Genomic DNA, 22,934 nt, shown 5'->3' on the forward strand with positions numbered 1-22,934 from the left:
AATGATATAAAGGTATCGAAAGAAAATTCTTTAATTATTGTTTTTGGAAAGAAATTTGATATGGATAGAAAAGAGATGGATAACATAAATAATGATACCTTTAAAATAATTCCACTTAACTATTCAGGCCATGGCTCTAGCATACCTCTAACTATACCAGATGACAAAGATAAAAAATGGATAATAGAAAAGTTTTCAAATCTTAAAATAGATCCGGATTTAAAAGAATTAGACAAACCTATAGTAAATTTAGTAGATGAGATTTTTGAAATATATAAAGATCCCAAAATGAGACTCTATGCTTTATTTGATAGTTATAAATAGTTGAACAATTTCCTATTTTGAATGACTTTATTTGAGAGGTTCTTTAATGAGAATGAACCATTGATTATTATATTTTAGGGATTAATATCCATTAAGGGAATAGAGATGACATGAAAAAAGTTATTTTTATTGGCGCTGGTGGCTATGCAAAGTCAGTGTTAGATTCACTAGATCGAGAACAATATAAATTCTATGGCTTTATCGATGATTTTAAACCCATCGGAAGCTATCATTTAAATTATCCTATATTAGCTAATAAATTAGATGATTTAGTTGATAAGAATAACTATAGCTATTTTATTAGTATTGGTAACAATAATAGAAGATTAAAATACTTTCTTGAATTATCAAGATATAATTGTAACATTATTAATGTTATTGATAAAACAGCAATTGTTTCTGATGGCGCAAAATTGGGTATCGGAGTGTTTATTGGAAGATTAGCTATTATTAATAATGATACAATAATTGGTAATAATGTAATTATTAACACTAAAGCATTAATTGAGCATGGTTCTTCTATTGAAGATCATTGTAATATTTCTACAAATACAACATTAAATGGCGATGTGATTGTAGAAAAACTGAGCTTTATTGGTAGTTCTTCTGTCATTACTGGTCAATTACGAATAGGGGCTAATACAATTATTGGTGCCGGTTCAGTAGTTATAAAGGATGTTATTTCAAATACTGTAGTTGCAGGTGTGCCTGCTAAATATATAAAGGATGTAAAATGAAAAAAGTATTTATTGTAGCTGAAATTGGTTGTAACCATAATGGTGATCCTAAGTTAGCAAAAAAAATGGTAGATGTAGCTTATTCTTGTGGAGTAGATGCAGTTAAATTTCAGACTTTTAAAGCTGATAAGCTAATTTCTAAATATGCTCCTAAAGCAGAATATCAAAAAATAACAACAGGTACGCAAGATACCCAATTAGAAATGACTCGGAAATTAGAGCTTTCTTATCATGACTTTGTTAATCTTGAAGAGTATGCACGTTCTTTAGGATTGCAGGTTTTTTCTACGCCTTTTGACTTTGAATCTATTGATTTCTTAGCTAGTTTAGAGCAAAAAACGTGGAAAATCCCATCTGGAGAAATAACAAATTTACCTTACTTAGAAAAAATAGCTTGTTTACCTATTGAAGGTAAAAAAATTGTAATTTCAACGGGTATGGCAACTTTAGAAGAGATTCAAATGGCTCTAAAAATATTAGAGGATAATGGAATGTCAAGAGAGGATATTACGATTTTACATTGTAATACTGAATATCCAACTCCTTATAGAGATGTGAATCTTAACACACTTAAATATCTCAAAAAGATATTTTCAGACTACGCTATAGGTTTTTCTGATCATTCTTCAGGCTATTTTGCTGGAGTTGCTGCGGTTACTTATGGAATTACTTTTATTGAAAAGCATTTTACTTTGGATAAAAACTTTGAAGGACCAGATCATAAAGCTTCCGTTACTCCTGATGAGTTAGAGCTTCTTTGCAAAGGGATTAGAGCGGTAGAGCAATGTCTTGGTTCATCAGAAAAGATAGTTACCCAATCTGAAGTTAAAAATAAGATTGTGGCGAGAAAATCTATCATAGCAGCTAAAGAGATCAAAAAAGGTGAGCTTTTTACAGTAGACAATCTTACTACTAAGCGCCCAGGTAATGGTATTAGTCCATTATATTGGTATGATATTCTAGGTAAGAGAGCTGAAGAGGATTTTCTAGAAGATCAATTAATCATTGATAGTAGATTTCCTAATCAAGAATAGAGGATTAATAAATGAAAAAGATAGCAATAATTACTGCTAGATCTGGTTCAAAAGGTCTTCCTAATAAGAATGTTTTGTTAGTAAATGGAAAGCCCTTAATAGCTTATTCAATTGAGGCGGCTATTAATTCTGGTGAGTTTGAAAAAATTATAGTAAGCACAGATTCTCAAGAGTATATTGATTTATTATCTCATTATCCAATTGAATTTATATGTAGGGATTCTAATTTAGCAACAGATACAGCAAGTTCATTTGTTGTAATAGAGGATGTATTGAGAAAATATAATGATACTGAATTTGACTATTTTGTTTTGTTACAACCGACTTCCCCTCTAAGAACTAAAGAAGATATTATTAATGCAAATAGGATCTTTGAAGATAATTTTCTTGATTTTGATTTTCTTGTTTCTGTCTCAGTAGCTACTAAGTCTACGGCGTTAACACGCCCTATAGATGAGGATAAAAGTTTGAAATATTTTCAATTAGATTATTCTAATTATGCAAGGCAGAATTCTAAATTAGAATATTCTCCTAATGGTGCAATATTTTCTGGAAAGCCAAATAAATATCTAGAGCAGAAGCATTTTTATGGAGAGAAAAGTTTGGCGTATTATATGGATAAAAATCGCTCCATAGATATTGATGATAGATTAGATTTTGAATATTTTTATTTTTTAATTCAGCAGCAGAATAAAAATAATATTTTGCTAAATAATATAAAAAAAGAAATTGAATGTAAAAAAACTTGTTTTAATGAAGTTAAAGATATTACTTTAATAGGGCATTCTATACTAGATCAGTGGACTATTGATTCTATAAATAATATGTCAGTCAATAATCTTGCTATTTCAGGAATTTCCTCTAAAGAATATCAAGAGCTTATTCTTGATGAAGGATACTTAAAAAATCTTGGTGATATTGTGATTTTAATGATTGGGACAAATGATATAGTTAAAGAATCTTGGACTAATGATAGTTGTTTAAAATCAATACAGAAAATAATTTATTCATTAAAGAAGATAAACGAAGATACAAAAATTTTCTTTTTGGAAGTTACTCCTACAGCACTACGCTTAGATAGAAATAATGAAGATATAAAATCTTTAAATAAATATCTAAAGGAAAATTTAAAATCTATCGTATGGATTGACTTATATAGCTATTTTGTTGATAAATATGGAAAACTAGATTTGTTATTTAGTAATGATGGTTTGCATTTTAATCAAAATGGATATCGTAGATTATATAATATTTTAAGTAAAGAATTAGGCGAAAATAAATGAAAAGATTAGCATATGTTACTGGTTCAAGAGCGGAATATGGAATTGTAAAGCGTCTTTTATTAAAATTACAAAAGCACCAAAATATTGATTTTTCAGTGATTGTAACTGCTATGCATTTGGATAAAATGTATGGCTATACTATAGATGTTTTGGAAAAGGATGGAGTTAATGTTTCTCATGAAATACCGATAAAATTAGATAGTAATAATAATCAAAAGGTTATTGAATCAATGGCAGAATGTCTATCGAAATTCGGAGAGCATTTTCAGAACTATAAATATGATGCAATTATTGTTCTTGGTGATAGGTATGAAATGCTATCAGTTGCTATTTCTGCTGCAATGCATAATATTCCAATTATTCACTTGCATGGTGGTGAGAAAACACTTGGAAATTATGATGAGTTTATTCGGCATAGCATTACTAAGATGGCGAAATTGCATCTTGTTTCTACTGAAGAATATAAGCAACGAGTTATTCAGCTTGGTGAATCCCCCGATTCTGTTGTAAATATAGGCTCTTTGGGAGCGGAAAACAGTCTTTTATTACCTTTGCATGCGAAAGAGTATATATATAGTAAAATTAGATATAATAAGCCATACTTTGTTGTTTTATTTCATCCAGAGACTATGACTGAAAATAGTGTTGAAGAACAAGCTGATCAAATTTTAATGGCTCTTTCTGAATTAAAAAATAGTTATGATTTTGTATTTATTGGTTCAAATTCAGATACAGGTTCAAATGTGATTTATCAAAAGTTTTTAGAGTATGCCAATAGAAATGATTATGCTTATTTCCCATCTCTTACAACTGAAGAGTATTTGTCATTGGTAAAAAATTCTAGAGGTATTATTGGTAATTCATCATCTGGTTTGATTGAAGTTCCGTCTTTAAAAGTTGCCACAATTAACTTAGGAGATAGGCAAAAGGGGAGAGTTAGAGGGGGAACAGTAATTGATAGTCATATTAAGACTCAAGATATTGTAGCAAGTATTATTCAGTCTCAAGATAAAGAATTCCAAATTAAATTACAAGGTTCTGAGAATCCATATAGAAAAGAAAATAGTTTGCAGATGGCTTACGATTCTATTATTAGTTTTTTAGATTCATCAAATATCAATATTGCTAAAGATTTTTGGGATATTCCAAAGGAACTTAATGACTCTATGTAATCTATTTTGGACAATGCTCATGCTATGTATTATGATGGCTAAATTTTTGGGGCTATTTATAATTTATTCTTGAAGAACTAATAATATTTATGAGGAAACATATGCTCAAATCTCTCATTACTATCAGTTGTTGTTTACTTGTATCCTGTGCCAACTTACCCAATTCAGGCCCTGATAAAGGCAGCATTGAAAAAGTGGAACAGCAAAATACTAATGTTCCTGCTGTTCAATTAATTAAATTAGATGACAAAGCTGTAGGCAATACGCCTTTTCAAGTTCAATCTTTTAAACAGTTAGGTTCTTCTAAGCAACGTTACCAAGGTGTGGTTAGTTCTGGTGATTTGCTTGATATTACTCTTTGGGAAGCTCCTCCCGCGATTTTGTTTGGTAGCGTGTTAGATGAAAGTGGGGTTTCGTCTAGTCAAAGTACCCGCTTGCCAGAGCAAATGGTTAGCAATAATGGACGCGTTACCATTCCATTTGTGGGTTCTTTGCGTGTAGCAGGAAAAACGCCAGAGCAAATTCAAACTGATATTGTCAATCGCTTACAATCTATTGCGAATCAACCACAGGCGATTGTGCGTGTTGTAAAAAATAATTCTGCAAATGTAACGGTACTCACTAAATCATCAGCTGTGCGTATGCCTTTAACAACTTACGGTGAACGTGTATTAGATGCTGTAACCGCAGCAGGTGGTACAAGTGGAGAGTTACAAGATATTGCCGTGCAACTTACCCGAAATAACCAAGTAAAAACCATTTCTTTAGCAAAATTAGCACGCGAGCCGCAAGAGAATATTCTTTTGCGTTCTGGTGATGTCCTAAGCTTAATAAATAATCCACTTTCCTTTACGGCAATGGGTGCGGTAGGAAATAGTAAAGAAATTCGTTTTTCAGCAGAAGGTTTAACTTTAGCTGAAGCAATCGGTCGTTTAGGTGGATTAAATGATGATCGCGCAGATCCAAGAGGCGTATTTATCTTCCGTTATGTTCCATTTGAAGAAATGTCATTAAATAAACAAAGTGAATGGCAAGCCAAGGGGTATCACAACGGAATGAAAATTCCGACAGTATATCAGGCAAATTTACTTGAACCTCAATCAATGTTTTGGATTCAACAATTTCCAATTAAAGATAAAGATATTGTTTATGTCTCTAATGCACCATTGGCTGAATACCAAAAATTTATTCGTATGATCTTTGGAACAGTAAATCCAGCGCTATCTACCATAAATAGTATTAATAAGATGTAGGTGTATAAAAAATGGAACAAAATATTGATCAGCCTATTGCAAGACGTAAGAAAAAATTGAATTTAAAGAAACTTAATCCGCTGTTGTGGATAACGGTGATTATTCCTACCTTCTGTTCGATTTTTTATTTTTCGATCTGGGCTTCAGATGTCTATATTTCTGAATCTAGCTTTATTGTGCGTTCTTCACGTAGTCAGGCTAGTTTAGGCGGAATGGGCGCATTATTGCAAAGTATCGGCTTTGCACGTTCTCAAGATGATACTTTCACGGTGCAAGAGTTTATGCGTTCTCGCAATGCCTTAAGCACCTTAGAAACTGATTTGCCGCTTAGAAAATATTATGACGAAGGGGATTTTTTCAGTCGTTTTGATCCACTAGGATTATTCGACTCCCAAGAAGCGTTCTATCAATATTTTCGCGATCACCTATCAATTAGCATTGATTCATTATCGGGTATTGCAACATTAAGGGTGCGTACTTTTGATGCTGCATCAGCGCAAGAAATTAATAATGCCTTGCTCAATCTCGCTGAGAAATTAGTGAATCAGCTTAATGATCGAGCGCGTAGGGATACCATTAAATTTGCAGAACAATCCGTTAATGAAGCAGAGAATCATTTAACGGAAACTTCTGTCGCATTGAGTCAATATCGTGTTAAAAATGAAATTTTTGATGTGGCAAGCCAATCAGAATCAGTTTTGACCTTGGTACAGAAATTACAAAATGAATTAATTTCAATTCAAACTCAGCTTGATCAAGTCAGAGCGTTATCACCCAATAACCCTCAGGTTAAAGTGTTAAGAGCAAGACAAAAAAGTATTCGAGAAGAGTTATCACAGCAGTTAGATGTAGTTTTTGAAGGGAAAAAATCGTTAACCACCCAATCTGCTGAGTATCAACGTTTGATTTTAGATGATACCTTAGCGAAACAACAATTAACTGCTGCGATGTCAGCGTTGCAAAGCGCAAAAGAAGAAGCAGGCAGACAGCAGCTATATTTGGAAATTATTGCTAAGCCGAATCGTCCAGATTTAGCCTTGGAGCCGCATCGTTTATACAATATTTTAGCAACGTTAATTCTTGGCTTGGTGCTTTATGGTGTATTAACACTATTATTAGCAGGTGTGAGAGAGCATAAAAACTAATGCAGTATGGCGAACAAACCTCATTGCGAGAATCATTTCAAATTCAGTGGCGAGTGCTGAAAGCATTATTGCTACGCGAAATCATTACTCGTTATGGGCGTAAGAATTTAGGGTTCTTATGGTTATTTGTCGAACCCTTTATGATGACCCTTGTGATTGTATTAATGTGGCACTTTTTTAGGGCCGATAGGTTCTCTACGCTAAATATTGTTGCTTTTGCGATCACAGGCTATCCCTTATTGATGATGTGGCGTAATTCATCTAGTAGGGCGATTGGTGCAATTGATGCCAATGTGGCGTTGTTATATCACCGTAATGTTCGCCCTTTAGATACGCTTTTTTCCAGAATGACGTTGGAAATTATGGGAGCAACCGTTGCGCAGATTTTAATGCTTGCCTTTCTTGTGATAATCGGCTGGGTTGAAATGCCAAGCGATGTGCTATATATGCTTTTTGCTTGGTTCTTAATGGCTCTATTTGCCATTGGTCTAGGCTTGATTATTTGCTCACTATCTTATTATTTAGAATTTTTTGGCAAGATCTGGGGAACATTAACATTCTTGATGTTTCCTATTTCGGGGGCATTCTTTTTAGTAAGCAGTTTGCCTAGTAATGTGCAATCTATGTTGCTATGGTTTCCAATGATTCACGGTACAGAAATGTTTAGGCACGGTTATTTTGGCCCAAGTGTCGTCACAATGGAATCCCCCGGCTACCTTCTTACCTGTGATTTAGTAATGCTTTTAATTGGATTATTAATGGTACGCAGTTTTAGTAATAGGATTAACGCAAGATGATCAGTGTAGAAAATGTTTATAAGAAATATCATACAAGAACAGGCCCAGTAACTGTTTTAAATGATATTAATTTTAAACTTGAGAAAGGGGAAAAAGTTGGCATTTTGGGACGCAATGGTGCGGGAAAATCAACCCTAATTCGCTTAATGAGTGGTGTCGAAGCGCCAACATCAGGTACAATTCGCCGTGAAATGAGCATCTCTTGGCCGCTCGCCTTTAGTGGTGCATTCCAAGGTAGTTTAACGGGAATGGACAATTTGCGCTTTATTTGTCGTATTTATAATGCTGATATTGACTATGTAAAAGCCTTTACTGAAGATTTTTCAGAATTAGGCAATTATCTTTATGAGCCAGTGAAAAGCTATTCTTCGGGAATGAAAGCGCGTTTAGCCTTTGCATTATCCTTATCTGTAGAATTTGACTGCTATCTTATTGATGAAGTGATTGCCGTGGGGGATTCACGCTTTAGTGATAAATGTCGTTATGAGCTTTTTGAAAAACGTAAAGATCGCTCTATTATTCTCGTTTCTCACAGCCCATCTGCAATCCGTGAGTATTGTGATAATGCCAAGGTGTTAGAAAAAGGCAAATTATTGGACTTCCCTTCTATTGATGAAGCCTATAAATATTACAATCAACAATAATTAAAACTTTTCAAAAAAAGAACGCACTTTATAAAGTGCGGTCTTTTTTTATCAAATTTTATTCAATTCCAATCAGCTTGTGCGTTTGAATGCTCAACTGCCATTTCGGTTTATTTGGACGTTGGTTTAGCAAGCCTAATTGCGTGATGGTATGGAGCAAATTCATTTCACCGTTGCTTTCACAAGGAGAAAGGAAGTAATGCTGCGCTTGAATCTGGCTTTCGATTAACGCACAAAATTCTTGCACATCGGCATCTGCCACAATGCGAACTTCGTTAGCTTGTGCAATACAGCGTTGGCGATATTTCTGTGCATATTCTCGTTTCGGGCTAGTGGCAATGTAATCAATTTGTGCAGGGACAGGCTTTAATCCATTGGTTTCAATAGCAAGAAAATAGCCCTCTGCCTTAAGTTGATCAAGCAATAAGCTTAGCCGTGGCTGAATGGTGGGTTCGCCCCCCGTGATAATAATATTTTTCGCCGAAAACAACCGCACTTTAGCTAAGATTTGCTGTAACGACCACGATTCAAAATCATTGTAGGGCGTATCGCACCAAGGACAGGCCAAGTTGCATTTGCCGAAGCGGATAAAAATGCTCGGCATTCCTGTGTTTGCCCCTTCCCCTTGCAGGCTTTGGAAAATTTCTACAATGGGATAACTTGGATTAGAAATCAGTTCTGTCATTCATTTTCCCGCCATTAATCTTCCCGATATTCACAAAATGAAGTAGGTGTTTCCCATAAGCGAATGGCGCTAATCGGCAAGTGTTCACTTAAGCGTTGGAAAATAAAGCGTGCCATTTCTTCTGCGGTGGTACGAGTAGGCATTGCAAAGGTTTTGGAATTGAGATCTTGTAATAGCCGTGCAATTTTACTTTCGCGCTCGCTGGTTTCATCATAAATAAAGGCGTGATCCATTGGGGTGAGAATCTGTTCTTTTACGATCTGTTTGAGATCAGAAAAATCCATCACCATTCCTTTTTTCGCTCCACTGGCGTGTAGTTCCCCTTGCACTTCCACTTGTAATTTATAAGTGTGGCCGTGCAGGTTTTGGCATTTGCCATCGTGTCCGTCCAACAAATGCGCCATATCAAAACTGAATTCTTTAGAAACTTTAAACATTTTGCACCGCACTTTTTTGTTGTAAATATTCGTCTAAGCCTTTATTGCGCAATACGCAGCTTGGACATTCGCCACAACCGCCTTCCACGCCCTGATAACAAGTGTGAGTATGATTGCGAACATAATCCAGTGCACCTAGGCTATCTGCCAACGCCCAAGTTTGCGCTTTGGTGAGATACATCAACGGCGTGCGAAGATTAAAATTGTAATCCATCGCTAAGTTAAGGGTAACGTTCATTGATTTGATGAACACATCACGGCAATCAGGGTAGCCACTGAAATCCGTTTCGCATACGCCAGTGATAATGTCAGAAATACCTTGCCCTTTGGCATAAATGGCGGTGTAAAGCAGAAATAAGGCGTTGCGTCCGTCCACAAAGGTGTTTGGCAGCTCATCTTTTTCTTGCTTGATTTCTGCGTTTTCATTCATTAGGGCATTTGAGGTAATCGCTTTGATCACAGAAGTATCAATGAACGTTTGTTTTACCCCAAGATCTTGTGCGATCCATTTGGCTTTTTCTAATTCAATAGCGTGGCGCTGACCATAATGAAAGGTTACGGTTTCCACATTTTCTACGCCATAATCGGCAATGGCTTGAATTAAGCAGGTGGTGGAATCTTGCCCACCAGAAAAGATAACAACCGCTTTGCGATTGTGATTTTTGAATGTTGTCATAAGATGTCCTAGTTTTTTTGCGTGGGAGGGTTGCGAACCACGGTTACGGCTGAATTTGATTCAGCCAACGAAATAAGGGCGGTATTGTACAATAAAGGCGGGCTTAGACAAAGAAAAAGCCCGCAAAAGTACGGGCTAAAATGGAAAAGTTTTTAGTTAAATGAATCTTTTAAGCGTTCCTCTGCACGGCGAGATTCACTTTTATGTTGCAATTTATTGAGTTGGCGTTCGAGTTTTTCTTCTACTTCATTAATTGCTTTGTACATATCCTCCGATTCGCTACTTGCGAACAAATCACCAAATGGCGTGCCTATAGAAGCCTCCACTGCAAAGCCTTTTGGTACTTTATTTAAAATGAAATGAGGATTAATCAGTTGAGTTTGCCATTTTCCTAATTTAGCAAGTCTTTCTTCAATGTGAGCGCGGATTGCAGGGGTGATGTCCATTTGTTTACTTGTGATATTTAGAGTCATAGCATTTACCTCTCTTTTGATTGTAAGTATTTCTACTTGTGTGAAACCTTATGGCTACAACATAGCTCTGTTAGGCGAACTTTTCAAGGGCTTTATTGAAGAATAAAAAAGAAAAATGCAAATTTATGATCTAGGTAGAAGATTTGAAAAAAGACACTTTCATTTTACGAAAAAGTTGCTATCATTCAGGGGTTAGTGTTCCTGAAATCCTCCCTTTTAAGCAATAATTTTCTATTCTTTACATAATATTTGACTGAAGTACAATCCGCTTCCTTTTTTATTTTAGATAAAAAAAGCACAGTAAATGCTCATTTTACTGTGCCTAAAATAATCAATATCTATTTAACGTTTTCTAATCATCAGCATCTCGATGTGCAATGCTTAAACGTTGAAAATAGTTCCTAGTTTCTTCGAACACCACCTTGCGTAGACCAATTAAGGCGACAAGATTTGGGAATGCCATTAATCCGTTAACAATATCTGCCAAGATCCAAATGGTTTCAAGGTGAATAAACGCACCACAGCCCACGAGCACAATAAAAATAAAACGGTAGAATTTTACTCCTTTCACCCCTGCTAAATAAACGAAACAGCGCTCGCCATAATAACACCAACCTAAAATTGTGGTGAATGCGAAGAATAATAATCCAAGGGTGACAATCGTTCCGCCTGCTGCTGTACCAAGCCCTTTAGAGAACGCAAGATTGGTTACCGCTGCCCCTGCTTCTGGTGCTTGCCACGCCCCAGTCAGCACAATCACAACGCCTGTCATCGTACAAACAATAAGCGTATCTAAAAATGTTCCGGTCATTGAAATCAAACCTTGGCGTGCAGGCTCTTTGGTTTGCGCCGCCGCCGCTGCAATGGGGGCGCTACCTAAACCTGATTCATTGGAAAAAATACCACGCGCCACGCCCGATTGAATGGCTTTCATTACGGTATAACCTAATGCCCCACCCAGTGCCGATTGCGGATTGAATGCGCTTTCAATAATCAAACTCACAGCTGCTGGCACTTGTTGCCAATTCAACACAATAATAATGATTGACGTTGCCACATAAAGCACAGCCATAAAAGGCACAACAATGGCTGCGACAGAAGAAATGCGTTTAATACCGCCTAAAATAATCGCCGCAACTAAAAGTGTGATAATGGGCGCCATTACTTCTACAGGAATATGAAAGCTGTCCTGCATTGCGTGGGTGATAGCCTGTACTTGTGGGAATGTCCCGATGCCGAAAAATGCCACTAAAATCCCACAAATCGCAAATATTTTTGCTAGCCATTTGATGCCTAGCCCACGTTCAATGTAGTACATCGGGCCGCCAGCAATAAACCCACGTTTATCAATAATGCGGTATTTCACCGACAACAAACATTCTGCATATTTGGTTGCCATACCCAATAACGCCACTAACCACATCCAGAAAATTGCCCCAGGGCCACCAGCTTGTACGGCGGTTGCCACCCCAACAATATTTCCTGTTCCAATGGTGGCTGCCAAAGCAGTGCTTAATGCGGCAAAAGCTGACACATCGCCCTTGCCGTTTTGTGCGCCTTTTTCTTTTCTAAATAAATAAGTTAAGGCTCTTGGCAGCTGAAAAATTTGAATAAAACCTAAACGAAAGGTGAAATAAAGCCCTACGCCAGATAATAAAATTAACAGTGGCGGGCCCCAAATAAATGAATTGACTGATGACAATAATTCAGTGATTGACATTGAATGTTCCTCGTAAAAAATCTCGGTTTACAAGGAGGCGAAAAGAGTTTGGCGAATAGAAAAAAGACAACGCGAAGCCTCGCGTTATATCACCTGAAATAATCTCTTGCCCCTGTCCTTTTGCCTGAGCGTTTGAAAAACGATGAAAATTTCACCGCTCTTTTGCGCCTTCGGCGTCCATTTTGCAAATGCAATGGATCTCTCCAAGGGTTCGTCCAGTAACAGTCCTCGCTAACTTAATAGCACCTGAAAGATTTTACCTCGTCGGTGCAGGGTTAATTCCCTACTCTCCAGCTACCTTCATCCGAACATACTTTTGTAAAAAAGTGCGGTGGATTTTAGCAAGATAATTTTAATTTCTCAATCCTTTTGCAAAAATCGGGGGAATTCCTAAGAAAATGGACAAGAAAATAGATAGGCAACAGACAGACGATTGCCGCAACGGTGTTTTAATCGCCCACCATTGCTAAACAAAATTTGTGGTTTTCAATCAATTATTTAAAGGGATTAATGCGCTTCACGCTGCCATTTTTTAGCAATATAGCTACAACTTGGCACTAAATTTAATTGATGTTCTCGCACAAATTGCACTAGGGCCTGATAAAGTTTATCCGCCACACCTTGTCCGCGTAAACTCTCTGAGACATAAGTGTGATTAGCATTAATGCTATGCGCATCAATAAAATAATAAGTGAGTTTTGCCACTTTTTGCCCTTGTTCATCAAGGACAAAAAACTCGCCATCTTGTGGATTTTGTTGATGTTGAATTTTCATTTTTTCCTTTGCTTGCTCTCTTAAATAACTTTCTTTAACTAGCCACGCCAATCTTCACCAAAATGCTCATTCGTGGCAAAATCTGCGGTTTCACAGGGAATGGCTTTTTCTTCGTTTGCCCATTCGCCTAAATCAATCAGCTGGCAACGCTTACTACAAAAAGGACGATACTGGCTTGCCGCCGTCCAAGGCACGGCTTTTTGACACACAGGACAAGGCACTTCAAAAATTTCTTCACCCATTGGTTTTCTCTTTTTCCTTTGCAAGTTGTAAATATTGGTGGTGCAATTCTAACACTTTTTGCTGCAAATAAGGCAGATTTTGGCTTAATTCTGCTTCGTTATCCACCACATCATCGGCGACTGATAAACGTTTTTCTCGGCTAACTTGTGATGCCATAATATTTTTAATCAAGGCAATGTTATTTTGATCCCGCTTCGCAGCACGCAATAGTTGAGTTTCTGGTAGCACATCAACCACTAACACGCGATCACAAAATGCTGTCAGATCATTTTCGATCAACAATGGCACAACCCACAATACATAAGGCGCTTGACTTTGCGCAAGCTGATGTAACATTTCACGCCGAATGGCAGGGTGAAGCAAATTATTTAACCACGCCTTTTCCTGCGGACGCTCAAACACAATTTGACGCAAGGCTTGGCGATTTAACTCGCCTGAATCTAGCAAAATAGTTTCGCCAAAATGTGCTGCAATTTCCGCCAGCAATGGCGTTCCTTTCGCCACCACTTCTCTTGCCACAATATCCGCATCAATAATTTCCGCCCCTAACTCGGCAAATAAATCCACAATGGTGCTTTTGCCACTGCCAATGCCACCCGTTACGCCAACGATATAACTCATTTTTTCCTACCTTTATTATTTTGCTTGAAATCATACGCTGTCTTTTTTAGTGAAGCAATAATAGGCTGAAAGCCGAAAAGCTTAAAAAAGGAGCGAAGGGTATTTGGTTCACAGTACGCCCGCGCAATTTTTGTATGCCACAAAAAACAATGGCATAACAACAAGCAAGAAAAACAAAATGCGGTAATTTTTGCCAGAAAATGCCAGCGCCAAGTGCAAACGCTAGCCAGCAATCCCCTTCGCCTAACATTGTTTTGTGATAAATCATTTGGCTTATGTAGCAAATACTATAAAAAATTAACAAAATTATCACCGCACTTGCTACAGCCTGTTCTAACGAAAGCGAAATAATGTGCCAATGCACGCCAAGCAATGTCCATAAGAAAAGCCAAACGCATAATAACGGTGAAATCAATCGATAAAGCCAATCAATAATGCTGATTAAAATCACCAAGCTCAGCCAAATCGCCCACCATAATACGACATAAGGATCCGCATTAAGCTTGCCGCACAAGACAAACAATCCTGCAAAGGCAAAAATATAACACAAAAAACCACCGCACTTTTTATTCTGCCAAGAGGAATGTGGCATTGGCTTTTCTCTTTGTTGTGGCTGGAAAAGTTCACAATAATCTTGCCATACAGTCTGCGTTAGCCGTTGGGCAAAAGTGGCAATATACAAAAAGATAAGTAACCCCACGAAGCTACCCAATAAAAATGTTGCAAGCGTTATCATTGGATCATCGATCCCATATTGAAAATGGGTAAATACATTCCTAGCAACACTGCGCCGATTAAGCCGCCAATAATCAACATTAGCAAGGGTTCAAGCAGTTGAGAAAGTAGATCCACTTGATGATTGAGATCCTGCTGATATTTATCTGCAATATGTTGTAGCATTTGTGCTACCTGCCCACTTTCTTCACCAATTTTTAGCATTTGTTGTGCCGTCATTGGAAAGAAATCGCTGGCTACGCTATCGGAAAATTTATAACCTTGATTGAGCCAATATAACGCCGTTTCCACCGCTTGATTTAGCACGGGATCGCCCGTATAAACTTGCTTTACCTGCCAGCTTTGCTGTTTTGGTAAAAAAGATTGCAATGCCATATTTAACGGCACGCCTGAACGCAACATTAGCGCAAGGGCTTGGCTAAAGCGGATCAAACGGGCTAACTGGGTAATCTTGCCCGAAATTGGCATTTTATTGATACATTGACTTTTCCACTTTATTAGCTTTGCCGAACGCTTTAGACGAAAGCGAATAAATAGCAAAACCAGTATAAATAACAAAGCAAGTTGCCAAAAATGTTGTTGCAACCCTTCGGAAAGATGTAATAAAAATGCGGTAAATGCAGGTAAGCTAGCATTATTGTTGCCATACATTTCAGCAAATTGTGGCACGATAAAAATCAGCAACAACAAGGTCAAAAGCACGGAAATGCCCAGCACCAACATAGGATAAAGCAGGATTTTTTGGAGTTTTCGTTGCAGAATTAAGGATTGCTGACGATATTGTGCGATTTGCTCACACACTTGCGCGAGCTTGCCTGTCATTTCGCCCACTTGAATTAGCTGCTGTTCCTGTTGTGAAAAATATTTCCCCTGTTTTTCAATTCCTTGTGAAAAACTTAGACCACTTTCAAGATCTTCTATCAATCGCCCAAGCCAGAGATTTAAAGAAATCACTGTGCAATTCTGCAGCAATAATTGCAAACTTTGCTTAATTGGCACGGCGGATTTCAGCAGTAACGCCAGCTGGTTAATCAGTTCATACAATTCATTCGCTTTCGGTTTACGCGGAAATTGCCAGTTGCGTTGCAGCTTGATATTTTGCAACTGTCGTTGAAACAACGCTTGCCGCGCTATTTCAATATTCTCTGCCACGATCATACCTTGTTGTTTTTGTTGCAAAAAATTAGTGGCTTGCCAATTAAACAGCTTTAGTTTTCTAGTTATCACGATGAAATCGCCCCGTTTAATATAAAGAATAGCCTAACTTAACCAAGAAAAATAAATAAAAAAAGACCGCACTTTATATTTTGCGAAAGCGATCGCAAAACTAAACATAACCCCCAATTAAATAAAACACCATTTTATTTTTTTTTGAACTATAAAATAAATATCTTTAAATGTATACATTTTAATCACCCAATAAAGTTTTGTATAAAGAAAACGCACAGTTAGAACGTTTAATCACAAATAATGTGATCTTAATCACATTATTTTGGAGTGTTTTCGTTTAGAATGCGCGCCTGATTTTATAGTACTTAAACCATAACCACTTGTATAAGGAGTCCTTATGGCTATTGCGATCATCATCGCAACACACGGCGTGGCGGCAGAACAACTGCTCAAAACGACCGAAATGTTGATTGGTGAACAAGAAAACGTTGCCACGATTGATTTTGTTCCCGGCGAAAACGCTGAAACGATTATGGCGAAATATCAGGAAAAACTCAGCACAACCCTATCACATTGTGATGAAGTGTTGTTCCTTGTGGATACTTGGGGCGGCAGTCCTTTTAATGCTGCGAACCGTGTATCGGAAGGAAAAGACAATATGGATATTGTGACTGGAGTAAACGTGCCAATGTTGGTCGAAACCTTTATGGCGCGTGATGATGGCCCGAGTTTGCAAGAACTGGTGACGATTGCCTTAGAAACAGGCCGTACTGGTGTGCGTGCCTTAAAATATGTGGAAGAAGAGCCAGAACAAGCGCCACAAGCCGTTGCTCAACCCGCCCCTGCACCAAGCCAACCTGAAGTGGTTACACCAAATAAAGAAGGTCATCTTGTTGTTGGGCTTGCGCGTATTGATGACCGCTTAATTCACGGTCAAGTAGCAACACGCTGGACAAAAGAAAGCAAAGTTTCTCGCATTGTGGTAGTGAATGACGATGTGGCGAAAGATAGTGTGCGTTCAACAATGCTGAAAAGCGTTGCGCCACCGGGAGTAACCGCACACGTTGTGGGCGTAGATAAAATGATCCGCGTTTATAACAACCCTGAATATGCAGGCGAGCGTATGATGTTGTTATTCACCAATCCAACAGACGTGTTAAGACTGCTAGAAGCTGGCGTTGATATGAAATCCATCAACATTGGTGGTATGGCTTATAAAGACGGTAAGAAAATGATTACCAGTGCGGTATCTGTTGATGATAAAGACATTGACGCATTCAAAGCCATTGATGCAATGGGCGTGGAGCTTGATGTGCGTAAAGTATCAAACGATAGCCGTCAATATATGATGGATTTATTGAAGAAAAACAATCTTGTGTAAAGGATGAATATTATGGAAATTTCAACGCTACAAATTATTCTTGTATTTATCGTTGCCTGTATTTCAGGTATGGGATCGATTCTTGATGAATTTCAAACTCACCGTCCGCTTATCGCTTGTACCCTTGTGGGCTTAGTGTTAGGCGATATTAAAACGGGGATTATTGTGGGTGGTTCATTAGAATTACTTGCTCTTGGCTGGATGAACATTGGTGCAGCACTTGCGCCTGATGCGGCATTAGCTTCTGTGGTTTCAACCATTCTTGTGATTGTGGGTGGTCAAGAAATCACTACTGCGATCGCATTAGCCATTCCACTTGCCGCAGCAGGTCAGGTTTTAACCTATGTGGTGCGTGCAATTACTGTGGGTTTCCAACACGCTGCAGACCGTGCCATTGAAGATGGTAACTTGAACCGCTTAGACTGGATTCACTGCAGTGCCTTGATTTTACAAGCAATGCGTATTGCAATCCCAGCGTTAATCGTGGCTTTAACCGCAGGTACAGACGCTGTGCAAGCAATGTTAAATGCAATTCCACCAGTTGTGACAACAGGCTTAAAAATTGCCGGTGGAATTATCGCCGTTGTGGGTTACGCAATGGTGATCAATATGATGCGCGCAGGCCACTTAATGCCATTTTTCTACGCAGGCTTTGTGATTGCCGCCTTTACTGATTTCAACCTTGTTGCCTTAGGTGTGCTAGGTGCAATTATGGCAGCACTTTATATCCAACTTCACCCGAAATACAACCAAAGTAAACAAGTGGTGCAAGTAGTTTCAAATGGCAACAATGATCTTGATAACAGATTAGATTAATGGGGTAAGGAAAATGACAACTGAAATGAAAAAAGTAACCCAAAGTGATTTAAATAAAGTGGTAATGCGTTCTAACCTTTTCCAAGGTTCTTGGAACTTTGAGCGTATGCAAGCCCTTGGCTTTGCTTACTCAATGGTGCCTGTTATCAAGCGTTTATACCCAGATCCAAATTCTCAAGAACGCAAAGATGCAATCAAACGCCATTTAGAGTTCTTTAACACGCAACCTTTCGTGGCTGCACCTGTGCTTGGTGTAACCATCGCAATGGAAGAAGAACGCGCAAATGGAAAAGAGATTGATGATGCGGCAATCAATGGGATCAAAGTGGGTCTAATGGGGCCATTAGCCGGTGTGGGGGATCCAATTTTCTGGGGAACGGCTCGACCTGTTTTTGCTGCATTAGGTGCAACCTTAGCAATTAATGGGAGCATATGGGGACCCATCTTATTCTTTCTATTCTTTAACTTAGTTCGCATTGCTACCCGTTATTTAGGTGTCGTATATGGCTACCAAAAAGGGCTTGATGTGGTGCAAGATATGAGTGGAGGCTTATTACAAAAACTCACTGAAGGGGCATCAATTCTCGGTCTATTCATAATGGGGGCGTTAGTGCAAAAATGGACAAGCATTAATGTGCCACTTGTGGTTTCCACCATTGAAAAACAAGACGGTACAATTGAAGTCACCACCGTGCAATCTATCCTTGATAGCTTAATGCCAGGTTTATTACCATTGTTGTTCACCTTTGGCTGTATGTGGCTCTTACGCAACCGCATCAATGCGTTATGGATTATCGTGGGCATTTTCATCATTGGTATCATTGGTGCAGCAACCGGTATTCTTGCTTAATCGTTACTTAAACGCAGAATAATGCTAAAATTAAACTCTCCCCGTACTTTCGTGGAGAGTTTATTTTTTATAAACCCTAAATACGGACGTTGTTATGATCAATACCGCTTTATTAGTTTTTATCATTCTTTATTTTTTATATGCTTTCTACGATCAATTCCTAATGGAAAAACGCTTTGGTGAAACCATCTTAAAAGTGCGTTTACGCCGTAAATCGAAAATTGAAGGCATTATTATGCTCGCCCTAGTTGGCGTTGCGATTTATCAAGCACTACCACAAGGTATCGAACCTTACACAATGTTTTTATTGGTAATGTTCGGTATTTTGATGATTTATCATTTCTTTATCCGCTACCCTGTGTTTATTTTGAAAAAAGAAGGCTTTTTCTTAAATAATCTGTATTTGCAATATGCTTATATCAATACCATTAATATTGGTGAAAATGGCTTTTTACAATTAGTGTTAAAAAACGGCAAAGCCGTGCCTTTAATGGCTGAAAATCCTAAAGATGTAGAAAAAATCCTACAATATCTCACAGATAGCGGCCGCATTTCGCAAGATCAAAACGCGGTAGAACAAGCTAAACAAAAATCCACAGTGAATAAAAGCGAAAAAAACAATAAAAAAGGAAAATAACAATGCTTTACCCATTAAACGGTCAGCTTCAGCATTATGTCTGGGGTGGACACCAATTTTTACCTGAGTTTCTGGGCATTCCAGCAGAGCAAAATCAATATTATGCCGAATGGTGGCTAGGTGATCACAATTCTGCCCCATCAATCATTGAAAAAAATGGCATATCTGAGCCACTAAACACATTTTTAGCGAAAAATCCCACCGCACTTGGGGAAACAAGCCGAACCCAATTTGGCGACAACTTGCCTTATTTACTGAAAATTTTAGATGTGAAACAGCCCCTTTCTATTCAGCTTCACCCAACAAAAGCACAAGCTGAAGCAGGCTTTGTAAGAGAAAATGCGCTAGGCATCGCGTTGGACGATCCGAAACGCACCTACAAAGATGATAACCATAAGCCTGAAATGATGGTTGCCCTTTCTGATTTCTGGCTATTACACGGTTTTAAACCGAAACAAGCGATCATTGAAACATTGTCGGCTCGTCCCTCTCTCGCCCCTTTGGCAGAGAAGCTGAAACAACAGCCCCTCGCGGATTTTTACGCCACAATTATGCTATCGGATCAAACCGAGCTGGCAAACTGGCTTAATCCGATTATTCAAGCCAATCAAAGTGCTTATGCACAAAATCAGCTTAGCCTTGATAATCCTGATTATTGGGTACTTTACACCATGGACGCAATGCAGATTTCCCCGGAAAAACTTGATGTGGGGCTGATCTGTTTCTACTTATTTAACATTGTGGAAGTGAAAAAAGGCGAAGGCATTTTCCAAGATGCAGGCATTCCACACGCCTATTTACGCGGACAAAATATTGAATTAATGGCCTGTTCCGACAACGTTATCCGCGGCGGCTTAACGCCAAAACACGTTGATATTGCTGAACTATTGAAAGTGATCGACTGCCGAGAAGTCGTGCCACAAATTATCCCTGTTGCACCAAAAAACGAGCCAGTATTCACTTATCAAACACCGGCAAAAGATTTCGCCCTCACCCAAGTGAGCTATCAACAAGCTGAGCAACACCGCTTACACGCACAAAGTGCCGAGATTTTATTGGTCATGCGCGGCGAGCTAAAAATCAGCGAAAATTCCACCGCACTTTCTTTAAAGCAAGGTCAATCTGCGTTTATCAGTGCAGGTTCCGAGTATTTAATAGAAGGAATTGAAGAGGGGTATGCGGTGATTGCGAAGTTGCCTTGAATCTAAGATTTGACATAAGTACTATTGACAAACATATATCCCACAAAAATAGCCCCTTAAACAGGGGCTATTATGATTATTCTTTGGATAGATATTGTATTTCTTATTTTTCTTACAAATTTCATACAAGTTCTATTACCTAGAATAAGGTATCACTTAGCTATTAAAATAAACTTTCTTTAATGCTAGCTCCAATCCCCTAAACTCAGCTAATCCTTTTAATCGACCAATCGCAGAATAGCCTGGATTGGTTTTCTTTTTCAGATCGTCAAGCATTTGATGTCCGTGATCAGGGCGCATTGGAATCAGGCGTGTGTTTCCTTTTTCTAAACGGCGATATTCTTCTGTAAGCAACGCTTTTACTACGTTAAACATATCGACATCTCCTTCTAAATGCGCAGCTTCGTGGAAACTCAAAGGATTATCTTCACGGCAAGTTGAACGTAAATGAGCAAAATAAATTCTATCAGCAAATTGCTCTGTCATTTTGACTAGGTCATTATCAGAACGAACACCATAAGACCCCGTACACATTGTAAAGCCGTTCGCTGTCAATGGCTCTGTTTCTACAAACCATTGCATATCTTCAATAGTTGAAACAATACGAGGCAAGCCTAAAATTGGGCGAGGTGGATCGTCTGGATGAATTGCTAATTTAATTCCGATTTCTTGGGCTACTGGTACAATCTCATGTAAGAAATGAGCTAAGTGCGTACGAAATTTCTCAGGTGTAATATCCTTATACCGATCTAACTGTGCCTGAAATTCTGCTAGGGTATATCCTTCTTCCGCACCTGGTAAACCTGCAATAATATTACGAGTTAATTGTTCTATTTGTTCAGGAGTCATCTGTTCAAAATAAACTTTAGCAGCTTGGCGTTCTTGCTCGGTATAAATCGCTTCTGCATTCGGGCGTTTTAAAATATGTAACTCAAAAGCAGCAAATGCAATTTGATCAAAGCGAAGTGCTTTTGAGCCATCGGGTAATTGATATGCCAAATCTGTGCGCGTCCAATCCAACACTGGCATAAAATTATAACAAACTGTATCAATGCCGTATTGTGCAAGATTACGTAAGGTCTGCTTATAATTTCCAATCCATTGCACATAATTCCCCGTCTGTGTTTTAATTTCTTCATGGACAGGTACACTCTCAACAACTGACCAAGTTAAACCGGCTTGTTCAATTTGCTGCTTACGTTTTTCTATTTCTTCAATGGACCAAATTTGCCCATTAGGAATATGATGTAATGCTGTGACAATCCCTGTTGCACCGGCTTGTCTAATATCAGCTAACGATACGGGATCATTTGGTCCATACCAACGCCAAGTTTGTTCCATTTTTTACTCCTTATATTGCTTATTTTGTATTAATTCCCACTACAACTGGGCTAAGATTAAATAAATAACCGTCAAAATTAGGATCATCAACATCAGAAAGCTCAAACAATTTTTGTTTTACATTCTCTAAATGTTGCCACATTGCTTTTTTAGCTAATACAGGATCTTTTTTCTGCATTGCCTGCACAATATTTTCATGATCTCTTATCCAAAGATGACGATAATTTTGATTAGGAATATGAGAATGTAACCCCTCCCACATTTTGCTATTCATTCTTAAATCCCAAAGAGATTTTTGCATCTGAATCACCACTTCATTCTGAGTAATTTCTGCAATCGTTCGATGAAAATCTTCATCAGCAAAATAATCTTCATCCCCCTGTTCTAGGGTTTCTCTTTCTCTTAATAGAATATCTTTTAAGCGCATAATATCTGAACGCGTCGCTTGAATCGCAGCAAATTCTGCAATGCTACTTTCTAGTAATTGCCTTGCTTGTAGTAACTCAAAAGGTCCTACATCAATTTGTTCTAAAAATTCATCATTTTCAGCAATACGAGGCAAATCAATTAAATAGACTCCAGAACCTTTTCTTACTTCGATGAAACCTTCAATTTCTAGCATAATTAAAGCTTCTCGAATTACTGTTCGACTAACGTTAAAAAATTCTGCTAACTCTCTTTCAGGAGGTAATTTATCGCCAATTTGGTAACGTCCGCTTTTTAACTGTTTTTTTAATTCATCACCTATTTTTTTATAGGAGCGTAAATCGTCTGTCATATAGCT

At 38.0% G+C, this 22,934-nt stretch carries 25 protein-coding genes, 1 pseudogene and 2 riboswitches; of the genes and pseudogenes, 14 read left to right on the top strand and 12 right to left on the bottom strand.

Annotation, left to right across the window (positions count from 1 at the left end; translation table 11 throughout):
- The 9 genes and pseudogenes from ACLS0A_RS08695 to ACLS0A_RS08735 form a co-directional block, all read left to right on the top strand.
- Positions 1 to 324 (top strand): annotated as a pseudogene (locus tag ACLS0A_RS08695) (hypothetical protein); the annotation flags it as partial.
- A gap of 110 nt (positions 325 to 434) precedes the next feature.
- On the top strand, positions 435 to 1,061 hold the full coding sequence (locus ACLS0A_RS08700; protein ID WP_416083141.1) for an acetyltransferase: 627 nt from the start codon (positions 435 to 437) through the stop codon (positions 1,059 to 1,061).
- On the top strand, positions 1,058 to 2,095 hold the full coding sequence (gene neuB, locus ACLS0A_RS08705; protein WP_416083140.1) for an N-acetylneuraminate synthase: 1,038 nt from the start codon (positions 1,058 to 1,060) through the stop codon (positions 2,093 to 2,095). Before ACLS0A_RS08700 ends, neuB begins: the two co-directional genes overlap by 4 nt.
- An 11-nt stretch (positions 2,096 to 2,106) precedes the next feature.
- Entirely contained in the window at positions 2,107 to 3,378 is a 1,272-nt protein-coding gene (locus tag ACLS0A_RS08710; protein WP_416083139.1) for a cytidylyltransferase domain-containing protein, read from the top strand.
- Positions 3,375 to 4,550, top strand: a complete 1,176-nt coding sequence (gene neuC, locus ACLS0A_RS08715) for a UDP-N-acetylglucosamine 2-epimerase (RefSeq protein WP_416083138.1) — start codon at positions 3,375 to 3,377, stop codon at positions 4,548 to 4,550. The genes ACLS0A_RS08710 and neuC overlap by 4 nt, the downstream gene beginning before the upstream one ends.
- Before the next feature lie 89 nt (positions 4,551 to 4,639).
- Positions 4,640 to 5,803, top strand: a complete 1,164-nt coding sequence (locus ACLS0A_RS08720; protein ID WP_416083137.1) for a polysaccharide biosynthesis/export family protein — start codon at positions 4,640 to 4,642, stop codon at positions 5,801 to 5,803.
- 11 nt (positions 5,804 to 5,814) lie between these two features.
- Positions 5,815 to 6,948, top strand: a complete 1,134-nt coding sequence (locus ACLS0A_RS08725; RefSeq protein WP_416083136.1) for a capsule biosynthesis protein — start codon at positions 5,815 to 5,817, stop codon at positions 6,946 to 6,948.
- Entirely contained in the window at positions 6,948 to 7,745 is a 798-nt protein-coding gene (locus ACLS0A_RS08730) for an ABC transporter permease (protein WP_416083135.1), read from the top strand. The genes ACLS0A_RS08725 and ACLS0A_RS08730 overlap by 1 nt, the downstream gene beginning before the upstream one ends.
- Positions 7,742 to 8,389, top strand: a complete 648-nt coding sequence (locus ACLS0A_RS08735; RefSeq protein WP_103855466.1) for an ABC transporter ATP-binding protein — start codon at positions 7,742 to 7,744, stop codon at positions 8,387 to 8,389. The genes ACLS0A_RS08730 and ACLS0A_RS08735 overlap by 4 nt, the downstream gene beginning before the upstream one ends.
- 58 nt (positions 8,390 to 8,447) lie before the next feature.
- On the opposite strand, the gene ACLS0A_RS08740 is transcribed toward ACLS0A_RS08735, so the two are convergent.
- From ACLS0A_RS08740 to ACLS0A_RS08785, 10 genes are all read right to left on the bottom strand, one after another.
- The gene (locus ACLS0A_RS08740) at positions 8,448 to 9,074 is read right to left on the bottom strand and encodes a 7-carboxy-7-deazaguanine synthase QueE (protein WP_416083134.1); all 627 of its coding nucleotides are present in this window, start codon (positions 9,072 to 9,074) and stop codon (positions 8,448 to 8,450) included.
- 14 nt (positions 9,075 to 9,088) lie between these two features.
- On the bottom strand, positions 9,089 to 9,511 hold the full coding sequence (gene queD / locus ACLS0A_RS08745; protein WP_416083133.1) for a 6-carboxytetrahydropterin synthase QueD: 423 nt from the start codon (positions 9,509 to 9,511) through the stop codon (positions 9,089 to 9,091).
- Positions 9,504 to 10,187, bottom strand: a complete 684-nt coding sequence (gene queC / locus ACLS0A_RS08750) for a 7-cyano-7-deazaguanine synthase QueC (protein WP_115249104.1) — start codon at positions 10,185 to 10,187, stop codon at positions 9,504 to 9,506. Before queC ends, queD begins: the two co-directional genes overlap by 8 nt.
- A gap of 2 nt (positions 10,188 to 10,189) precedes the next feature.
- A riboswitch (PreQ1 riboswitch) is annotated at positions 10,190 to 10,234 on the bottom strand.
- A 105-nt stretch (positions 10,235 to 10,339) separates the two neighbouring features.
- Positions 10,340 to 10,660 (bottom strand): ribosome hibernation-promoting factor, HPF/YfiA family, encoded by a 321-nt coding sequence (hpf, locus tag ACLS0A_RS08755; protein WP_126373205.1) that lies wholly within the window; start codon positions 10,658 to 10,660, stop codon positions 10,340 to 10,342.
- 352 nt (positions 10,661 to 11,012) lie between these two features.
- The gene (locus tag ACLS0A_RS08760; RefSeq protein ID WP_416083132.1) at positions 11,013 to 12,380 is read right to left on the bottom strand and encodes an alanine/glycine:cation symporter family protein; all 1,368 of its coding nucleotides are present in this window, start codon (positions 12,378 to 12,380) and stop codon (positions 11,013 to 11,015) included.
- A gap of 102 nt (positions 12,381 to 12,482) precedes the next feature.
- A riboswitch (glycine riboswitch) is annotated at positions 12,483 to 12,597 on the bottom strand.
- 290 nt (positions 12,598 to 12,887) lie between these two features.
- Positions 12,888 to 13,205, bottom strand: coding sequence for a GNAT family N-acetyltransferase (locus ACLS0A_RS08765; RefSeq protein ID WP_416083131.1), 318 nt, complete (start codon positions 13,203 to 13,205; stop codon positions 12,888 to 12,890).
- Complete coding sequence (gene yacG / locus ACLS0A_RS08770; protein WP_103853339.1) at positions 13,193 to 13,396, bottom strand: DNA gyrase inhibitor YacG; 204 nt, start codon at positions 13,394 to 13,396, stop codon at positions 13,193 to 13,195. The genes ACLS0A_RS08765 and yacG overlap by 13 nt, the downstream gene beginning before the upstream one ends.
- Complete coding sequence (coaE, locus tag ACLS0A_RS08775; protein ID WP_416083130.1) at positions 13,389 to 14,018, bottom strand: dephospho-CoA kinase; 630 nt, start codon at positions 14,016 to 14,018, stop codon at positions 13,389 to 13,391. The genes yacG and coaE overlap by 8 nt, the downstream gene beginning before the upstream one ends.
- Before the next feature lie 46 nt (positions 14,019 to 14,064).
- On the bottom strand, positions 14,065 to 14,754 hold the full coding sequence (locus ACLS0A_RS08780; protein WP_416083129.1) for a prepilin peptidase: 690 nt from the start codon (positions 14,752 to 14,754) through the stop codon (positions 14,065 to 14,067).
- The gene (locus ACLS0A_RS08785) at positions 14,751 to 15,911 is read right to left on the bottom strand and encodes a type II secretion system F family protein (RefSeq protein ID WP_416083142.1); all 1,161 of its coding nucleotides are present in this window, start codon (positions 15,909 to 15,911) and stop codon (positions 14,751 to 14,753) included. The genes ACLS0A_RS08780 and ACLS0A_RS08785 overlap by 4 nt, the downstream gene beginning before the upstream one ends.
- 409 nt (positions 15,912 to 16,320) lie before the next feature.
- Here ACLS0A_RS08785 and manX point away from each other — a divergent pair, with 409 nt between their 5' ends.
- The 5 genes from manX to manA all read left to right on the top strand — a co-directional run bounded on the left by manX (position 16,321) and on the right by manA (position 20,809).
- The gene (gene manX / locus ACLS0A_RS08790; RefSeq protein ID WP_416083128.1) at positions 16,321 to 17,304 is read left to right on the top strand and encodes a PTS mannose transporter subunit IIAB; all 984 of its coding nucleotides are present in this window, start codon (positions 16,321 to 16,323) and stop codon (positions 17,302 to 17,304) included.
- A 12-nt stretch (positions 17,305 to 17,316) separates the two neighbouring features.
- The gene (locus ACLS0A_RS08795) at positions 17,317 to 18,120 is read left to right on the top strand and encodes a PTS mannose/fructose/sorbose transporter subunit IIC (RefSeq protein WP_017807082.1); all 804 of its coding nucleotides are present in this window, start codon (positions 17,317 to 17,319) and stop codon (positions 18,118 to 18,120) included.
- 13 nt (positions 18,121 to 18,133) lie between these two features.
- Entirely contained in the window at positions 18,134 to 18,970 is an 837-nt protein-coding gene (locus ACLS0A_RS08800) for a PTS mannose transporter subunit IID (protein ID WP_416083127.1), read from the top strand.
- Between the two features lie 94 nt (positions 18,971 to 19,064).
- Complete coding sequence (locus ACLS0A_RS08805) at positions 19,065 to 19,607, top strand: YobD family protein (protein ID WP_416083126.1); 543 nt, start codon at positions 19,065 to 19,067, stop codon at positions 19,605 to 19,607.
- 2 nt (positions 19,608 to 19,609) lie between these two features.
- On the top strand, positions 19,610 to 20,809 hold the full coding sequence (manA, locus tag ACLS0A_RS08810; protein ID WP_416083125.1) for a mannose-6-phosphate isomerase, class I: 1,200 nt from the start codon (positions 19,610 to 19,612) through the stop codon (positions 20,807 to 20,809).
- Between the two features lie 156 nt (positions 20,810 to 20,965).
- On the opposite strand, the gene uxuA is transcribed toward manA, so the two are convergent.
- Both uxuA and ACLS0A_RS08820 read right to left on the bottom strand, forming a co-directional pair.
- Positions 20,966 to 22,150 carry a mannonate dehydratase gene (gene uxuA / locus ACLS0A_RS08815; protein ID WP_416083124.1) on the bottom strand — a complete coding sequence of 395 codons (1,185 nt, stop codon included), beginning with the start codon at positions 22,148 to 22,150 and terminating at the stop codon, positions 20,966 to 20,968.
- 19 nt (positions 22,151 to 22,169) lie between these two features.
- Positions 22,170 to 22,928 (bottom strand): FCD domain-containing protein, encoded by a 759-nt coding sequence (locus ACLS0A_RS08820; protein ID WP_416083123.1) that lies wholly within the window; start codon positions 22,926 to 22,928, stop codon positions 22,170 to 22,172.
- Between the last annotated feature and the right edge of the window lie 6 nt (positions 22,929 to 22,934).

The organism is Avibacterium volantium (genome assembly GCF_049366555.1).
GTDB lineage: Bacteria > Pseudomonadota > Gammaproteobacteria > Enterobacterales > Pasteurellaceae > Avibacterium > Avibacterium volantium_A.

What these genes read in the sequence shown, in the direction of transcription:
- ACLS0A_RS08785 (WP_416083142.1), bottom strand. Translation starts at nt 15,911, where the DNA reads ATGATCGTGGCAGAGAATATTGAAATAGCGCGGCAAGCGTTGTTTCAA.
- ACLS0A_RS08800 (WP_416083127.1), top strand. Translation starts at nt 18,134, where the DNA reads ATGACAACTGAAATGAAAAAAGTAACCCAAAGTGATTTAAATAAAGTG.
- ACLS0A_RS08780 (WP_416083129.1), bottom strand. Translation starts at nt 14,754, where the DNA reads ATGATAACGCTTGCAACATTTTTATTGGGTAGCTTCGTGGGGTTACTT.
- neuB (WP_416083140.1), top strand. Translation starts at nt 1,058, where the DNA reads ATGAAAAAAGTATTTATTGTAGCTGAAATTGGTTGTAACCATAATGGT.
- queD (WP_416083133.1), bottom strand. Translation starts at nt 9,511, where the DNA reads ATGTTTAAAGTTTCTAAAGAATTCAGTTTTGATATGGCGCATTTGTTG.
- ACLS0A_RS08740 (WP_416083134.1), bottom strand. Translation starts at nt 9,074, where the DNA reads ATGACAGAACTGATTTCTAATCCAAGTTATCCCATTGTAGAAATTTTC.
- ACLS0A_RS08720 (WP_416083137.1), top strand. Translation starts at nt 4,640, where the DNA reads ATGAGGAAACATATGCTCAAATCTCTCATTACTATCAGTTGTTGTTTA.
- queC (WP_115249104.1), bottom strand. Translation starts at nt 10,187, where the DNA reads ATGACAACATTCAAAAATCACAATCGCAAAGCGGTTGTTATCTTTTCT.
- hpf (WP_126373205.1), bottom strand. Translation starts at nt 10,660, where the DNA reads ATGACTCTAAATATCACAAGTAAACAAATGGACATCACCCCTGCAATC.
- manA (WP_416083125.1), top strand. Translation starts at nt 19,610, where the DNA reads ATGCTTTACCCATTAAACGGTCAGCTTCAGCATTATGTCTGGGGTGGA.
- ACLS0A_RS08760 (WP_416083132.1), bottom strand. Translation starts at nt 12,380, where the DNA reads ATGTCAATCACTGAATTATTGTCATCAGTCAATTCATTTATTTGGGGC.
- ACLS0A_RS08710 (WP_416083139.1), top strand. Translation starts at nt 2,107, where the DNA reads ATGAAAAAGATAGCAATAATTACTGCTAGATCTGGTTCAAAAGGTCTT.
- ACLS0A_RS08735 (WP_103855466.1), top strand. Translation starts at nt 7,742, where the DNA reads ATGATCAGTGTAGAAAATGTTTATAAGAAATATCATACAAGAACAGGC.
- neuC (WP_416083138.1), top strand. Translation starts at nt 3,375, where the DNA reads ATGAAAAGATTAGCATATGTTACTGGTTCAAGAGCGGAATATGGAATT.
- manX (WP_416083128.1), top strand. Translation starts at nt 16,321, where the DNA reads ATGGCTATTGCGATCATCATCGCAACACACGGCGTGGCGGCAGAACAA.
- ACLS0A_RS08820 (WP_416083123.1), bottom strand. Translation starts at nt 22,928, where the DNA reads ATGACAGACGATTTACGCTCCTATAAAAAAATAGGTGATGAATTAAAA.
- coaE (WP_416083130.1), bottom strand. Translation starts at nt 14,018, where the DNA reads ATGAGTTATATCGTTGGCGTAACGGGTGGCATTGGCAGTGGCAAAAGC.
- yacG (WP_103853339.1), bottom strand. Translation starts at nt 13,396, where the DNA reads ATGGGTGAAGAAATTTTTGAAGTGCCTTGTCCTGTGTGTCAAAAAGCC.
- ACLS0A_RS08700 (WP_416083141.1), top strand. Translation starts at nt 435, where the DNA reads ATGAAAAAAGTTATTTTTATTGGCGCTGGTGGCTATGCAAAGTCAGTG.
- ACLS0A_RS08725 (WP_416083136.1), top strand. Translation starts at nt 5,815, where the DNA reads ATGGAACAAAATATTGATCAGCCTATTGCAAGACGTAAGAAAAAATTG.
- uxuA (WP_416083124.1), bottom strand. Translation starts at nt 22,150, where the DNA reads ATGGAACAAACTTGGCGTTGGTATGGACCAAATGATCCCGTATCGTTA.
- ACLS0A_RS08805 (WP_416083126.1), top strand. Translation starts at nt 19,065, where the DNA reads ATGATCAATACCGCTTTATTAGTTTTTATCATTCTTTATTTTTTATAT.
- ACLS0A_RS08730 (WP_416083135.1), top strand. Translation starts at nt 6,948, where the DNA reads ATGCAGTATGGCGAACAAACCTCATTGCGAGAATCATTTCAAATTCAG.
- ACLS0A_RS08795 (WP_017807082.1), top strand. Translation starts at nt 17,317, where the DNA reads ATGGAAATTTCAACGCTACAAATTATTCTTGTATTTATCGTTGCCTGT.